Raw genomic sequence first — 14,154 nt, forward strand, 5'->3', positions numbered from 1 at the left:
CTCCCAGCACAACCGAACCATCTCTGAGACACGCCCTAGTCGTCTGAGCGACGCCGCACGACTCACGCCTTCCAGTTGGCTTGCCACGACGACAGGGCCGACTCTCCCAAGCTGTTCACAGCGCGCACGATGTAGTAGGCCTCGCCACCTGCGCCCGTGTCGGTGTAGTCCGTTCCGGAGATCCGAGCGACGAGCTTGAAGTTGCCGGCACTGTGGTTCGCGCGATAGACGGAAAAAGTCGTCGCGTCCCGCTGCGGCTGCCAGGATAGCCGGGGTTTGCCACCGTCCGCGGTCAGCGTGAGCCCTTGCACTGCTTGCAGCGGCGCACCCGTCACCGCGGAGGCTGACACGATCCCACCTGCCGGTCCGGGGCCGGATCCGTTGTAGGCCGTCACCTGGTAGTCGCGCGACACCGAGGAGTCGACCGCGAGGTCGAGGTAGCCGCGGCTGGACGCGTACGCGACTTCGACGAGAGCGCCGGTGTCGTCGCGTCGCGTGACGGAGTACGACTCGGCGTGCTCGACAGGTGCCCACAGCAGTTCGACATAGTTGCGGTCACGGGTGATCCGCACGTCGGGGGCGGTCGTGATCGGGGGCGGCGGTGTGGCGAATCGAACGGCGTCGGCGATCACGTACCGGTTGCCACTGGACGGCGCCGGAACGTCTTCAACGCGCAGCTCGAGGTACTCGTTGCCCGAGCCGTCGAAGTCCAGCGCGATCCGGCCTAGCTGACGCCACTGGCCGCCCGTCACGGTCTGATCGACGAGGAATTCCGTGATCCCGCCGTTGTGATGCAGCCGGAACTTCACCGCGTTGTATCGATCGCCCGAGCCGCTCGGAAGCCACAGCGAGACGGTGTACTTGCCCGCCGCCGGGATCGTCGGCTTCCACGTCGCAACGCGGGCGTTCGCGGAGATCGCGCCGCGATCGGTGTTGTGGTAGCCGGTGCCGTAGTAACCCTTCTGAAAGCTCGACGTCGACCAGGTGCCGGTGAAGGTCGCGGCCGCGTCGTCGATGATGATCTCGACCGGCGCCGCAGCATCCATTGAGTGCGGGGTCGTTGCAACGAGAATCATGCCTGCTCCGTCCAGAATTCGATCGAGTATGCGGGGATATCCAGGGCGAGCGCGGGGCCCTGCTTCGCGCCGAGGGCTGCGTTATTGAGATCGTGCGCGTAACGGCTGCCGACGAACGTCGCCGCCGTGCCGGACCCGTCGTCGACGTTCACTTGATACGAGAACGGGGCGGCTGCGCGGTTGGTGATCGCGAAGGTCCTCTGTCCGTTCGGCGCCATCCACGCCATGATCCGGTGCTCCGAGTCGATCGTCGGCTCGTCGACCTCGACGCGCACCGAATCCCACGGCATGTTCCGCAGAAATCCGGCGACGGCGTTCCAGTTCATGTCGTTCCAGGTCCAGGTTCCCTTCGCGAGACTTGGGAAGCGGGTCATGTCGTCGTCGTCCCAGGGGCGCCAGAAGCCCAGCGAGTAGCCCAGAGCCTCGGAGTTGTACGTAGGCTTCAGCGCGTGCAGCCAAATCCACGTCGGCGAATCGTGGAACGTCATCCAGTTCATGATCGACTGCGCCGTGTTGACCGTGTACCACGGAGTGCGGCTGACGTTCCAGGACAGATACTCGAACTCGTTGTTGAACACAGCGCGGTAGGCGAGATCGTCGCTGGCGTTGCTGTTGCCAGGGAGCAGGCCCTTGGCGTCATCACCGATCTTGTGCCAGGTCCACCCGTCCACGAGCGAGAGCGTGTCGGAGTCCTGCCGGATCGCGGCCGCCCCCGGCCCGTACTGGCCGGAGATGCTGGTCGCGTGGATCCGGACGTCCGGAAAGTTCGCCCTGACGCGACTTGCCGTGGTGCGGAATGCCCTGTAGTACAGGTCGCTCGAGTAGAGGCAGCTCGAGTACGGCGTCTCGTAGACGGGCTCGTTCTGCAGCCCCCACCAGGAGACGGGGACGCCGTTGTCTTCGAGATACTTCACGTCGCGCACGAGCGCGTCGGCGAAATCGGACAGGAACGCCTGATCGTCGCTCTTCAGCGTGCCGCGGATGTAGGAGTCGGTGGATTTCCAGTACGGCGTCGGCGACCAGTACTCGACCATGGCCCCCTCGATCTTGCCCTTTTTCATCATCTCGGCGAGCTCCGCCATCTGCTCCGGCCAGCGACCGACGACGTTCTTCTTGTCGTCGGTCAGGCCACGCAGATACAGGCCCATCGCCAAACGGCAGTAGCGGAATCCCTGTGCGCCACCGGCGCGCAGCATCTCCGCGTAGAGACGGTTGCGCTCCCCTGGTACGAGGTCATGCGGGACGGAGGTCGTCGCTTCGGGAAGGCCGTTGTTGCCGGATCCGATCGAATCGCTCTGGATCTCGAATCCCAGGCCGAGGATCGTCTGCCGGCGCCGGTTCCACTGCACCTGATAGGCGGGGCCGGTTGCGGCGTGGACGGGACTGTAAGGCCCGGCGAGCACCAGCGCGAACGACGCTGACGCGACCGCCGCGGTTCCTATGAAAGCTCGACGCGACAGGAATGTGGACGGGGTGTCTTGCACTTCGTTGGGCATAGCGACACGATATACGAAATGCGAGATACGACGCAAGGAGCTTCCCACCCACTCCGGCTCATCGGCCCTCAGGCCTGATCGCCACGCAGGATGGCGAGCCGAGAGGCAGCGACGAGAGGATCCTGCCGTCACGATCCATGACAACGACCTGGTCGGCGTCCTGGAGGGCGAGGATGTAGTTCCTGTCGGGAAGCACGGTGAAGTGGCGCGGATTGGCGCCCGGCGGCAGTGGGATTTCGCGCTCTACGCGCAAGGCGCCCTCCTGCGGGGTGAGCTCGACGATGCTGCCTGGCGTTCGGTTCGCCACGGCGATCACGCCGCCGTTCGCTGCGATCTCGGAGGGCCACGCTCCGGGATCCGCATCCGCAGTCGTCGCCACAGCAGGGCCGAGCCGGGTGATGTCGGTCTCGGTGATCCGGAACAGGGTGACGGTGGCCGTGATCTCCTCGACCACAGCGAGCACGCCGTCGTCGATCCAGAGCGCGTGGCGCGGGCCCGATCCGGATTCGCTGCGAGCGACGACGATCGGCTCGGGGCGGATCCCCTCCGAGGTCACCGTGTGCAGGGAGATCGTGTCGGTGCCCAGGTCCAGGAGGAGGGCACGGGCGCCGTCGGGGGTGAACACCACCGCGTGCGGATGCGCGCGGTCCTGCCGGGTGGGATGCGGGCCGCGACCAGCGTGCTGCACGCCCGTTCCCCGCCTTTCCAGCGCGCCGTCGTCGCCGATCACGGTGGTCACGAACGCTCCGCCTCCGTAGCAGGATGCGGTCAGCAAGCGCCCTGACGGGTGCAGGGCGAGCTGGCAGGGCCGTGCACTGTCGATCGTGAGCGCATTCAACGGCGCCAGGCGGTCGCGGGCCGCAGACACGGCGAGGATCCGCCCGACCGAAGTCTCCTCCACGGCGTAGAGGATCCGCCCGTCGGCGCCCCAGGTCAGGAACGACGGCGAGTTCGCATCGAGTTCCGAGAGCTTCGAGAGGCGCGCCCCATCCCAACGGACAAGGGCGAGTCCGCGGCCGCGGCCGCCGGTCGCGGGCGTGTAGCTGCCGAGCGCGAGACTGACGGCACTCATCTGCTGATCGACACGCCCGACAGCAACGTCGCCAGCTCGCGGCGGGAGGGGAGGCCTTCCGCGTCGCCCTCGGTCGCGACGCCGATCGCCGCAACTTGAGCGGCGCGTGCCGCGCACTGGGCGGTGGCGAGCCCTTCCAGGACGCCGGAGAGGAATCCGGCGACGAACGCGTCGCCGGCGCCGAACGGGTCCACCTCATCGACGGTGAGCGCCGCTTGGCGCCCGGCCGTGCCGTCGTGATACCAAGCGCCCTGCTTGCCCGCGGTGATCACGGCGATCCCGGGACCGAGAGCACGAAGTCGTTGCGCCAGTTCTGGCTCGCTCGCCGACGCGTCCTCGACGACGAGACGCGCCTCGTCGTCACTGGCGAAGACGATGTCGGCCCGCGCGGCGAGTTCACGCAGCACCGGCGCCGCTTCGTCGTCGCTCCACAGCCGCCGTCGATGATTGAGATCGAAGCTGACACGCACACCTGCGCGGCGGGCCTCCGCCGTGACCTCCAACGCGAACTCCCGCGCAGTCGGGCTGAGCGCCGCCGTGATACCGGAAATGTGCAGGATGTCCACGTCCGCGAGCGCGGCGCGCTCGACGTCGTCCATTGTGAGCGCCGTCGCTGCCGATCCGGCACGGTAATAATGCACCGCGCTCGACCCGGCGATGCGACGGTTCTTCAGGAGCAGACCGGTCGGCCGCGAGGGGTCGCGCGCGGTGAGCAGGTGGACACCTTCGCCCTGAAGGTGGCGGAGGATCGCGTCCCCTGCCTCGTCGTCGCCGAGCCGTGTCAGCCAGCGCGCCTGATGACCGAGACGAGCCACGCCGATCGCCACCGTCGCCTCGGATCCGGCGACGCCGAGAATGGCTGAGCCGCCGGCCATCAGCGGGCCGATCCGCTGCGCACCGACAGTGAGCAACGCCTCTCCGGCCGTAAGAAGGATCCCCATCAGCGCTCCCCCTGACCGACGCCCGCGGCGGCTCGCGCCGCCGCAGCCCGCTCACGCAATCCGTCCAACATGCCGTCCTCCAGCGCATCGCCGATCAACGGTCCACCGAGCCCGACCCCGAGCGCGCCCGCGGCGAGATACGCGGGGATGTCGGCGAGCGCCACTCCCCCGACCGCGACGAGCGGGATGTCCGGAAGCGGCGCCGCGACGTCGCGGAAGAACTCCGCTCCGACCGCGCGGGCGGGGAACACCTTCACCGCCGCCGCACCGGCCCGGTACGCGGTCAGGATCTCGGTGACGGTCATCGCACCGGGGAACGACTCCAGCCCGAGCGCCCTGGCGCGCGCGATCACCGCGGGATCCGTGTTCGGGGTGACGATGAAACGCGCCCCCGCATCCGCCGCTCGCTCGACGTCCTCGGTGGTGAGCACGGTGCCGGCCCCGACGACGACGCCGGAATGGCGTGCCACCGCAGCGCGGATGGCCACCAGGGATCCGGGCGTGGGCAGCGTCACCTCGAGAGCGCCGATTCCGGATTCCACCAGGACGTCGATCACCGCGTCCAGGCGGTGCGCGCTGCGTGCCCGCAGGATCGCGACGATCCGCTCCTTCTTCAGCACCGGGAGCACACTCGTCATCACTCAGGCCCTTCGTCGGCCGCGGACACTCGTCCGGCGGTCAGTTCCTCGTCCAGCGTCATCGTCGAAGTCTCGCGCCCGGCGAACACGGAGACCAGCGTCAGGACGCAGCCGAGCATGACGTAGATCGCGATACCGGCGATGCCGCCCGAAGCGGCGAGGATCGCGGTCGCGATGAACGGCGCGGTGCCGCCGAAGATCGCGCCACCGACCTCGCGCCCCACGCTCACACCGCTGTAGCGCACGCGGGCGTCGAAGAGCTCCGCGACCAGCGCCGCCTGGGGCCCGAAGACCATGTCCTTGGCGATCGGCAGGGCGATGATCATGGCGAGGAACACATATCCGGGCTGCCCGGTCTGCAGCAGCCAGAAGAACGGGAAGATGTACGCCATGGTGAACAGCAGGCCGATCGCCACCATCCGACGACGGCCGATCTTGTCGGAGAGCCATCCCCAGAAGGGGATCGCGGCGATCTCGAGCGCCGATGCCAGGGCGATCGCCCACAGCATCACGGACCTATCGATCCCGATCGTCTGCACACCGTAGTTCAGCGAGAACGCCTGCACCATGTACCCGAAGACGAAGCCCGAGATGGTGATGCCCATCGTGCGGAGCACGGCTCCGGGCTGATCCTTCAGGACGGCGATGATGGGGGCGCGCTTGCGCGCGCCGGCGGCCTCCAGCTGCGCGAACACGGGCGTCTCGTCCACACCCCGGCGCAGCCAGATCCCGAAGAAGACGAGACCGATGCTGATGAGGAACGGAACACGCCATCCCCAGCTCAGGAACGCCGCCTCGGGGAGCAGCGAGACGGACGCGAACACGACGCTCGCGAGGACGAAGCCTGCACCGGTTCCCATGGCCGGCACGGCGCCGAACAGGCCGCGCTTGCCGGCGGGGGCGTTCTCGACGGTGAGCAGCGTCGCCCCGGCGAACTCGCCGCCGACGGCGAAGCCCTGCAGGATCCGCAGCACGATGAGCAGGATGGGCGCCGCGACGCCGATCGCCGCATAGGTCGGGAGCAGGCCGAGCAACGCGGTGCTGATGCCCATGCCGAACATCGTGATGATGAGCACCTTCTTGCGACCTATCCTGTCGCCGAGATTGCCGAGGATGATTCCGCCGATCGGACGCGCGGCGAATCCGACGGCGAACGTCGCGAACGACGCGAGAACGCCGCCCACCGATGCCGTACCGAAGATCAGTGGTCCGAAGATGAGAGCCGACGCCAGCCCGTACAGGTTGAAGTCGTACCACTCCATGACCGTGCCGACGGTGCTGGCGATCATCGTGCGCCGATGTGCGCGCGACGGGGAGGGATTCATCGTCGAGATGCGGGACATGCGGGTGCCTCCATGGGCTTCATATTGGATTGTCGGATCCGACGGACGTTCCGTCGGCGGTGCACAACTGTCGAATGGCGCATCCGCCCCTCGCCGACGCTCTTCACCGCTCCAGGCCGAGGCGGCGACGGTACTGGCCGCGCAGCACCGTCGCCGATCCGAGCAGGCGGGATCCGCCGTCCACGACGATCTCGGCGCCGGAGACACGGCGTGAGGCCGGGCCGAGCAGCCAGGTCACGGCCTCGGCGATATCGGTCGGCTCGACCAGTTCGCGCAGCGGAGTGACGTCGAGGAGCAGCTCCTCGTCGCGCGGATCCAGCCGGCCCGCGGTGTGCGGCGCCCGGGTCCAGCCCGGCGTCACGAGATTGATACGGATGCCGAGATGCCCGTATTCAGCGGCCGCCTGTTTCGCGAGCGCGTGCACGCCGGCCTTGGCCGCTGCGTAGGCGGGGAATCCAGGCTGCGGATCGTCCCCATGGACGGATCCGATCACGACGATCGCGCCGCCGCCCGTGCGGATCATGGCGGAGACCCCGGCCCGGAGCGTCTCGAACACTGTGGTGAGATTCGAGTCGACGACGGTTCGCCACTCATCGGTGCCGATCTCATGCAGGGATCCGCCGCCGGTCGTCCCGACCGCGATCACCAAGGCGGCGATGGGGCCGGCCGCCTCGATCTGCGCGAACGCTGCGTCGACGGCGGCGCCGTCCGTGGCGTCCAGCGCCAGCAGCTGAGGCGGCTCTGGGAAGCCCTCCGCGCCTTCCGCGAGGCGTCCGGCGTCCCGACCGATCAGCGCGAGCCGGTACTCCCCCGCGAGCTGCGCCGCGATGGCGCCGCCGATCGCGCCGCCTCCGCCGACCACGACGGCGATGGGCCGAGGATCCTTCATGCACGTGCCTCTCTCTGCAGTGGACGTCCTGGCTCTCGCATCGCGATGACGCCCGAGGTGCGGACGATGGACCCGGGGCAGATGCATTGGGGACTACATCCGCCCCGGGGGTCTATTCTGCGCGGAACTGGTCCACGCGATCCCAGTCCAGTTCGATGCCGAGACCGGGGCCGGTCGGGACGGCGAGCGTGCTGGCGGCGAAGTCGAACGGCTCCACCGTCAGTTCGTCGCGCAGCGGGTTGGGAAGCCGGTTGTACTCGTAGATCCGGAAGTTCGGGATCGCCGCCGACAGGTGCAGCGCAGCCGCGAGGCCGACCGCGGATCCGACCCCGTGCGGGGCGATGTCGACGTGGAACGTCTCGCAGAGCGCCGCAAGCTTGCGCGACTCGGTGATTCCGCCCGCGCGGGCGAGGTTCGGCATCACGACGTCGACCGCGCCCTGCACCAGGAAGTCGCGCTGATCCCACCGGGTGAACAGCGTCTCGCCGTTGACGAGCGACACGGGCGCCGAATCGCGGATCCGGCGGTAACCGGCGACATCGTCGACCGCGCACGGCTCCTCGATCCAGGTGATGCCGAGATCGACGAGGCCGGCGACCACGCCGACGGCGACATCGGCCGTGTAGGCGCAATTCAGGTCGACGAGCAGCTGGCGTTCGTCGCCGATCGCCTCGCGCACGGCCGCCGCGTGGGCGAGGTCGACGCGACGCCCGCGACCGAGCTTGAGCTTGATCGCGTCGAAACCCTGCTCGACGAAGCCGAGAGCGTATGTGGCAGACTCCGCGGGCGTCTCCAGCATCGGGATGGGGCTGGCGTACACCGCGACGCGGTCGCGGTGCGGACCGCCGAGGAGACTGTGCACCGGCACGCCGTACGCCTTGCCCTTCAGGTCCCACAGCGCGATGTCCACGCCGCTCATCGCCTCGAGGTAGTAGCCGCGCACCTGGCCGCCGCCGCTCATCGAGGTGAACACGCGCGACCACAGGCGGTCGATGGCGTTGGCGTCCTCTCCGATCAGCAGCGGTTCGATGATGTCGCGCACGACTTGCGCGGTGACCTTGGGCGCGGGAAGCCCGTAGCATTCCCCGACGCCCTCCAGCCCGTCCTCGGTGCGGATCCGGATCAGCGTCGAGTACTGACCTTTCCGCTGCAGCGTCCGGTGGCTCGCCGCCGGCTGCAGGAGCCAGCCGGGCACGTCGCCGTCGGGGTAGAGGCGCGAGAAGGGCGCGATCACCGGAATGGCTTCGATGGACTGGATCCGCAGTGGCGCGCCGAGGGACGCCGAGGAGGTCTGGAGGGTGTCGAGGGTGCTCATGATGTCAGTTCGCCAGCTTCTGCATGTCCGCCTGAGCCGCGTCCAGCGCGTCCTTGGCGGACTTCTGGCCGGTCAGCGCGGCCTGGATCTGCTCGGCGAGCTTGGCCTCCATCTGCGAGTAGTTCGCGAACTTCCACAGCGGGTCGGGGGACGCCGTGTTCGTGATCGCCTTCTGCCAGGTCGACGCATAGGCATCCGAGGTGATCGACGTGTCGCTTTGCGCAGCCACGGTCGTCGGTACGGAGCCGATCTTCTGGTAGCGGTTGATGCCGACCGCGGGCGTCGAGGTGTAGTACTTCGCGAACTCGGCAGCGGTCTGGGTCGGGCCCTTCTTGAAGACCACGATCAGGCCGCCCCAGGTCAGGGACTGCGGGGCGTCCCCCTTCTTCACGACCGGGCGCGCGACGGGCACCGTGCTGTCGAGAAGGGACGGGTCAGCTGCCTGCGACTTGATCGTGCCGCGTACCTGGTTCGCGTCATCGAAGAACGCAGTCTTGCCCTGTGCGTACAGGGTGCGCGCCTCCGGGCGACCGAGCCCTAGGGTGATCAACCCCTCGTTCTTGAGCTTCGTCAGCCACTCGAGCGCCTTGACGGCGCCGGCGTCATTGACGGAGATCTTGTCGCCGTCAACGATCTTCGATCCGAAGGTCTTGAACCACGGGATGAAGTCCTTGATGGTCTCCGGCTTCGTGGCGAGGGCGTACGGCACGATGTCGGCGCCGAGCGCCTTGATCTTGACCAGGTCGGCCTCGAACTCCTCCGTCGTGGTCGGCGCCGCCGAGATGCCGGCTTTGGCGAGCAGATCCTTATTGGAGACCATCCCGATGGAGCCGGTGTACCACGGCAGACCGAGCTGCTTGCCGTCGACCTGGCCGGTCTTCAGGGCGGCCGGGGTGTATCCCGTGCCCTTCGCGTACTCGGTGAGGTCGGCGAGCACGCCGAGCTTGGCGAGCGACTGGACGTCGGCGATGTCGAGCTGCGCGGCGCCCGTCGTGGAACCGTCGCGCGAGCGCAGCAGGATCTGATTGCGATACTCCGCGAACGGGTACGACGCGAGGTCGGCCTTGACACCGTGCTTGTCGGTGAAGCCGGCCACCTCGCTCTGGATGAGGGCCTTCTGCGCGTCCTCGCCGTAGTTCCAGCTCGTGAACGTGAAGTTCTCGTACTTCACCGAGGCGGCGGGCTTGGGTGCGGCGGAGGAGGAGGATCCGGAACAGGCTGTCAGAGCGAGGGCGGCGACGAGACCGAGGCCGACGGCGGCTAGCGCGGTGCGCTTGCCGGTTCGGCGCTGAACTGCAGACATTGGTGCGTCCTTTCGGGGGTGTTGCGGGTTGGCGAAGAGGGTTCGAACCTTATGGGTGTACTTGACTCGGGATTTGGGATTCGGGGGATGTCTTTGGGGGTCAGCCCTTCACGGCACCGGAGCTCAGTCCGGCGACGAAATAGCGCTGCAGCAGGAGGAAGACGATGATCACGGGGAGTGACGCGACCAGAGACGCCGCCATGAGCTCCGGCCAGCGGTCGCTGAACTCGCTGAGATAGGTGTTCACCAGGCCCGGGGGAAGGGTGCGGGTGGCATCGCCCGAGAGCGTCAGGGCGAAGGCAAAGTCGTTCCAGCCGCGGATGAAGGCGAACAGCCCGGCGGCGATCATGCCGGGAGTCACCAGCGGCATCAGGATCCTGTGGATGATCACGCCCTGGCTCGCGCCGTCGACCTTCGCCGCCTCGATGATCTCATCGGGCAGGTTGTCGAAGATGCCCTTCATCATCCACACGCACAGCGGCAGGGTGAAGGTCGTGAACGAGATGATCAGGGCGAGGTAGCTGTCCAGCAGACCCAGTGCGCTGAAGATGCCGTAGATGGTGATCAGAAGCAGGATCTGCGGGAACAGCTGCGACACCAGCAGCAGGAACATGAACGATCGCCGTCCGCGGTAGCGGAATTTCGAGAACGAGTAGGCGCAGTACATGCCGATGAACACGCTGCCCACGGCCGTCACGGACGCCACGAGGATGCTGTTCAACAGGAAATGCACGACCTGACCGTTCGCGAACACCCGCACATATGCACTGAAGTCGAACCCAGTCGGGAACAGCTTCGGGGGGAACGTGAACACGTCGGCGCCGCTGCGCATGCTGGTCAGCAGCATCCAGTAGATCGGAGCCAGGGCGAACAGCGAGATCAGCAGCAGCGAGATGCGACGGCCCCAGGCGACAGGGCGGGTCTCGCTGACGGAGGATGCACGACGGCGTCGTCCGCGCCCCTTCGCATCACGGGTGATGAGCAGTTCGGTGACGCTGGCACCGTCCTGCGCTTCGGAGACAATGGTCATGATTCGCGCTCCATTCCGCGCAGGTAGAGGATGACGACTGGCAGCAGAAGGACCATCCAGAGCACGCCCAGTGCGCCGGCCATGCCGAGGTCGAAGCCCTTGAACGCGGTCTCGTACACGGCCAGCGAGAAGGTCGTGGTCGCGCCGGCCGGGCCACCCTGCGTGAGCACGTACGGCAGGTCGAACTGCTGGAAGTTCCAGATGAACTCCAGGAGCACCACGACGGTCGCGACCGGCGCGAGCCCCGGAGCGGTGACGTAGCGGAACCGCTGCCACGAGTTCGCGCCGTCCATACGCGCCGCCTCGTAGACATCGGCCGGGAACGACTGCAGAGACGCGAGCAGCATCACCATCATCCAGGGGAACGTCGCCCAGGTGCGCGCCACGATGATCGCCGTCATCGCACCCGGCCCGGACTGCAACCAGGCGATGTTGTGATCGATCGCGCCGGCGCTGCGCAGCACGCCGTTCAGGACGCCGTAGTTCGCGTCGAAGATCCACAGCCAGAGGAAGCTAACCACGACACCTGGGAGCACCCAAGGGAACAGCAGTGCGCTGCGGAGTGCCGCACGGCCACGCATCCGCTGATTGAGCCCGAGCGCCGCCACGAGCCCGATCAGGAACGGCAGCAGCGTCGCCGGGATCGCGAACGTCAGCGTCGTGATCGCCAGCGGCAGGAACTCGCTGGTCACGGCGTCGACGATGTTCTTCAGGCCGACGAAGGTCTTGTCCGGGTAGAGCAGATTGCTGTTGAAGAACGCGTCGCCCAGCGCGGCGAGCAAGGGATAGATCAGGATCGCCACGAGCAGCGTCGCCGCCGGAGCGATCAGCAGCAGCGGAAACAACGAGCGGGGGCGGCGGCGATGTGGCGCAGCGGTGATTGCCACAAGTCCTCCTTGACGGTCATGGCAGGCCAGGATCCCTTCGGGTGGGTTCCGGCCTCGGTATGTGAACTACGATATACGAAATGCGAATACTGTCAAATACTGGCAGAATCGATCACGTCGCAACTTCGGACCGCACGAGTCCGGGCGTCGAGGGGAGCCAACATGGCAACGGGATTCGCGGGGCGGCCGCTCGTGGTCGACACGAAGGCCTCACAGATCCGCAAGCGCTTGGCCGATGCGATCGTCGATGGGGAGCTTCAGCCCGGCGACCGACTGGTCCTCGACGAGATCGCACGTCAGCTCGGGGTGAGCAAGATCCCGCTGCGCGAGGCATTGTCCAGCCTCGAGGGCGCCGGCCTCGTCGTGACGACCCCGCATACGGGCCCGCGCGTCGCGCCGCTGCCGTTCCATGAACTGCGCGGCATCTACCATCTCCGCGAGAGGGTCGAGACCCTCGGTATGGAGCTCGCCGTGGACGGTCTCGACGGCGCTGCGGTCGATGCGCTGCGCGAAATCAACGAGACGATGAAACGACGTCTGCGTCGCGCGGACGTCGTTGAGCTCAGCGACCTCAACGCCGAGTTCCACCTCTCCATCGCACGAGCCAGCGGATACAGCACGGTAGCCGAAGTCGTGAGCGAGCTGCTGACGAAAGTCCGCCGATATCGCGCCATCGTCCCCGCACTGGCAGCCAATTGGGAGCACGCCGTCATCGAACACGACCAGATCATCGAGGCAATCAAATCAGGCGATCGCGCTCGCGCGATCGAGACGATGCGCGCACACGTCCATACGCAGGGACGCCTCGAAGGCGTGGAGGGAATCCTCGAAGAGAAGGGGAACGCCCAGCACTGAAACCCACACCCGCTTCGTTGAGATCAGGTTCGTGACGCCGTCCGGCTTGTCGCCGACTCGCAACCCTTCCACCCGTTGCCATGCGGACGTGCATGTCGATCTTCTTCGATGCATGGTGAAGGCAGATCCGGTTCAACGCCTTGAGCTCCCGCTTCGCCGCCATTGATGATCCCACCAGCCTCCTTTAGCAGCTCAGCCCCCGTCGGCGAATGCGCCTCGACGGTGCGACGGCGCCAACTGCGCCGCGACCTCCCGACATTGCCTATCCGTCTCGTAGCCGGCCTCCGCCCGCAGAAGACGTTCCGCATGCCCGGGATCATCAGTCGATCCTGTCGGGGCACAGTTCACGGCAATTGGGGACAAGCATCGCCGCCCCTCGTACAACACGAGATACGCCGCAGCGAGGAGCGCCGCGCGCCACCAGCGTCCGCGCTCCCAGAGTGGCCGCCACTTCGGCAGTGCTTGATCACCGGTCACGCCAGTCCCTCCTCTGGCTGCCGATGAGCGCGCACGCGCCATGTGCCCGCTACCCATCACGTTGTCGGCAGCGCTCGTGGCTCCCAACAGCTGTGATTCTGGCATGGTCCAGCGACGGTCAGAAGCGGTCCGTTGAGGTTCACGGCTTCGCTGCGACAGGCTCGGATCAGATCGGGTTCCGGACGTCGTAAACGATGACGGCCGATTCGAGGTCTGATGTTCGTCCGCTGGCCTTCTCAGCGTCGTCGACCTGCTTTGCCGCGTGCCGAAGGCAGATCCTATTCAGCTCCTTGTACTCACGCCTTGCGGTCTTAAGCGCCAAGAGCGCTTCGTCCGGCACTGCACCCCCGCCAGTCAGCCAATCCTCGATGATGGCCTCCGCAGCCTCCACCGCAGATTCCGCCGAAGCTCGGTGCTGTCGCGCGACCGCGAAGTCTGCATCGGCTGACAGCAACCGTTCGGAATGAGCTTCTCTCACCGTGCGATCCTATCTCCGCCGATGCACCCGTGCCTTGGGCGGGGGAGTCAACATCCCTGGAAGGTGCACCACGAATGCACCACGAGCCGCGCGGATACGCGAAAACCCCCGATTTCTCGGGGGTTTTCATGGCGGTGACGGTGGGATTTGAACCCACGGTAGGGGGTTACCCTACACAACTTTTCGAGAGTTGCACCTTCGGCCGCTCGGACACGTCACCGCGGAAAAGCATACGCGACGGCGGGATCGAGCGCGAATCGAGGGGATCCGGCCGGGCGCGTCGTCGAACGCACCGGATCCCGCCGAGCGCACGGCTCATCGACGCAGAATTCCCGTGCGCTCGATGAGATGCCG

Annotated in this window: 13 protein-coding genes and 1 tRNA gene; 1 reads left to right on the forward strand and 13 read right to left on the reverse strand. The window is 67.0% G+C overall.

Annotated elements, in window-relative coordinates:
- Positions 1-62 precede the first annotated feature (62 nt).
- From LXM50_RS09815 to LXM50_RS09865, 11 genes are all read right to left on the reverse strand, one after another.
- Positions 63-1,076: a hypothetical protein gene (locus tag LXM50_RS09815; RefSeq protein WP_233311135.1), complete on the reverse strand. Its 1,014-nt coding sequence runs from the start codon at positions 1,074-1,076 to the stop codon at positions 63-65.
- The gene (locus LXM50_RS09820; RefSeq protein ID WP_233311136.1) at positions 1,073-2,572 is read right to left on the reverse strand and encodes a hypothetical protein; all 1,500 of its coding nucleotides are present in this window, start codon (positions 2,570-2,572) and stop codon (positions 1,073-1,075) included. Before LXM50_RS09820 ends, LXM50_RS09815 begins: the two co-directional genes overlap by 4 nt.
- 58 nt (positions 2,573-2,630) lie before the next feature.
- Positions 2,631-3,644: a beta-propeller fold lactonase family protein gene (locus LXM50_RS09825; protein ID WP_233311137.1), complete on the reverse strand. Its 1,014-nt coding sequence runs from the start codon at positions 3,642-3,644 to the stop codon at positions 2,631-2,633.
- Complete coding sequence (locus LXM50_RS09830; protein ID WP_308192518.1) at positions 3,641-4,585, reverse strand: sugar kinase; 945 nt, start codon at positions 4,583-4,585, stop codon at positions 3,641-3,643. The genes LXM50_RS09825 and LXM50_RS09830 overlap by 4 nt, the downstream gene beginning before the upstream one ends.
- Complete coding sequence (locus tag LXM50_RS09835; RefSeq protein WP_233311139.1) at positions 4,585-5,223, reverse strand: bifunctional 4-hydroxy-2-oxoglutarate aldolase/2-dehydro-3-deoxy-phosphogluconate aldolase; 639 nt, start codon at positions 5,221-5,223, stop codon at positions 4,585-4,587. Before LXM50_RS09835 ends, LXM50_RS09830 begins: the two co-directional genes overlap by 1 nt.
- On the reverse strand, positions 5,223-6,566 hold the full coding sequence (locus LXM50_RS09840; RefSeq protein ID WP_233311140.1) for an MFS transporter: 1,344 nt from the start codon (positions 6,564-6,566) through the stop codon (positions 5,223-5,225). The genes LXM50_RS09835 and LXM50_RS09840 overlap by 1 nt, the downstream gene beginning before the upstream one ends.
- Before the next feature lie 103 nt (positions 6,567-6,669).
- Positions 6,670-7,455 (reverse strand): SDR family NAD(P)-dependent oxidoreductase, encoded by a 786-nt coding sequence (locus tag LXM50_RS09845; protein WP_233311141.1) that lies wholly within the window; start codon positions 7,453-7,455, stop codon positions 6,670-6,672.
- A 112-nt stretch (positions 7,456-7,567) separates the two neighbouring features.
- Positions 7,568-8,770 (reverse strand): mandelate racemase/muconate lactonizing enzyme family protein, encoded by a 1,203-nt coding sequence (locus LXM50_RS09850; RefSeq protein ID WP_233311142.1) that lies wholly within the window; start codon positions 8,768-8,770, stop codon positions 7,568-7,570.
- A gap of 4 nt (positions 8,771-8,774) precedes the next feature.
- Positions 8,775-10,073 carry an extracellular solute-binding protein gene (locus LXM50_RS09855; protein WP_233311143.1) on the reverse strand — a complete coding sequence of 433 codons (1,299 nt, stop codon included), beginning with the start codon at positions 10,071-10,073 and terminating at the stop codon, positions 8,775-8,777.
- Positions 10,074-10,173: 100 nt separating this feature from the next.
- A complete protein-coding gene (locus LXM50_RS09860) occupies positions 10,174-11,103 on the reverse strand; it encodes a carbohydrate ABC transporter permease (protein ID WP_233311144.1) in 930 nt (309 codons plus the stop codon).
- Positions 11,100-11,990 (reverse strand): carbohydrate ABC transporter permease, encoded by an 891-nt coding sequence (locus tag LXM50_RS09865; RefSeq protein ID WP_233311145.1) that lies wholly within the window; start codon positions 11,988-11,990, stop codon positions 11,100-11,102. The genes LXM50_RS09860 and LXM50_RS09865 overlap by 4 nt, the downstream gene beginning before the upstream one ends.
- A 162-nt stretch (positions 11,991-12,152) precedes the next feature.
- Between LXM50_RS09865 and LXM50_RS09870 the strand changes: the two genes are divergently transcribed.
- Positions 12,153-12,845, forward strand: coding sequence for a GntR family transcriptional regulator (locus LXM50_RS09870; protein ID WP_233311146.1), 693 nt, complete (start codon positions 12,153-12,155; stop codon positions 12,843-12,845).
- Between the two features lie 643 nt (positions 12,846-13,488).
- On the opposite strand, the gene LXM50_RS09875 is transcribed toward LXM50_RS09870, so the two are convergent.
- Both LXM50_RS09875 and LXM50_RS09880 read right to left on the reverse strand, forming a co-directional pair.
- Positions 13,489-13,800, reverse strand: a complete 312-nt coding sequence (locus LXM50_RS09875; RefSeq protein ID WP_233311147.1) for a hypothetical protein — start codon at positions 13,798-13,800, stop codon at positions 13,489-13,491.
- Between the two features lie 129 nt (positions 13,801-13,929).
- Positions 13,930-14,020: transfer RNA gene (locus LXM50_RS09880), tRNA-Ser, on the reverse strand.
- Positions 14,021-14,154: the final 134 nt, after the last annotated feature.

Source organism: Microbacterium sp. Au-Mic1 (assembly GCF_021341785.1).
GTDB lineage: Bacteria > Actinomycetota > Actinomycetes > Actinomycetales > Microbacteriaceae > Microbacterium.

Bases quoted from the DNA above. Each gene is read 5' to 3' on its own strand.
- LXM50_RS09870 (WP_233311146.1), top strand. From the start codon at position 12,153: ATGGCAACGGGATTCGCGGGGCGGCCGCTCGTGGTCGACACGAAGGCC.
- LXM50_RS09845 (WP_233311141.1), bottom strand. From the start codon at position 7,455: ATGAAGGATCCTCGGCCCATCGCCGTCGTGGTCGGCGGAGGCGGCGCG.
- LXM50_RS09850 (WP_233311142.1), bottom strand. From the start codon at position 8,770: ATGAGCACCCTCGACACCCTCCAGACCTCCTCGGCGTCCCTCGGCGCG.
- LXM50_RS09815 (WP_233311135.1), bottom strand. From the start codon at position 1,076: ATGATTCTCGTTGCAACGACCCCGCACTCAATGGATGCTGCGGCGCCG.
- LXM50_RS09825 (WP_233311137.1), bottom strand. From the start codon at position 3,644: ATGAGTGCCGTCAGTCTCGCGCTCGGCAGCTACACGCCCGCGACCGGC.
- LXM50_RS09840 (WP_233311140.1), bottom strand. From the start codon at position 6,566: ATGTCCCGCATCTCGACGATGAATCCCTCCCCGTCGCGCGCACATCGG.
- LXM50_RS09830 (WP_308192518.1), bottom strand. From the start codon at position 4,585: ATGGGGATCCTTCTTACGGCCGGAGAGGCGTTGCTCACTGTCGGTGCG.
- LXM50_RS09820 (WP_233311136.1), bottom strand. From the start codon at position 2,572: ATGCCCAACGAAGTGCAAGACACCCCGTCCACATTCCTGTCGCGTCGA.
- LXM50_RS09835 (WP_233311139.1), bottom strand. From the start codon at position 5,223: ATGACGAGTGTGCTCCCGGTGCTGAAGAAGGAGCGGATCGTCGCGATC.
- LXM50_RS09860 (WP_233311144.1), bottom strand. From the start codon at position 11,103: ATGACCATTGTCTCCGAAGCGCAGGACGGTGCCAGCGTCACCGAACTG.
- LXM50_RS09855 (WP_233311143.1), bottom strand. From the start codon at position 10,073: ATGTCTGCAGTTCAGCGCCGAACCGGCAAGCGCACCGCGCTAGCCGCC.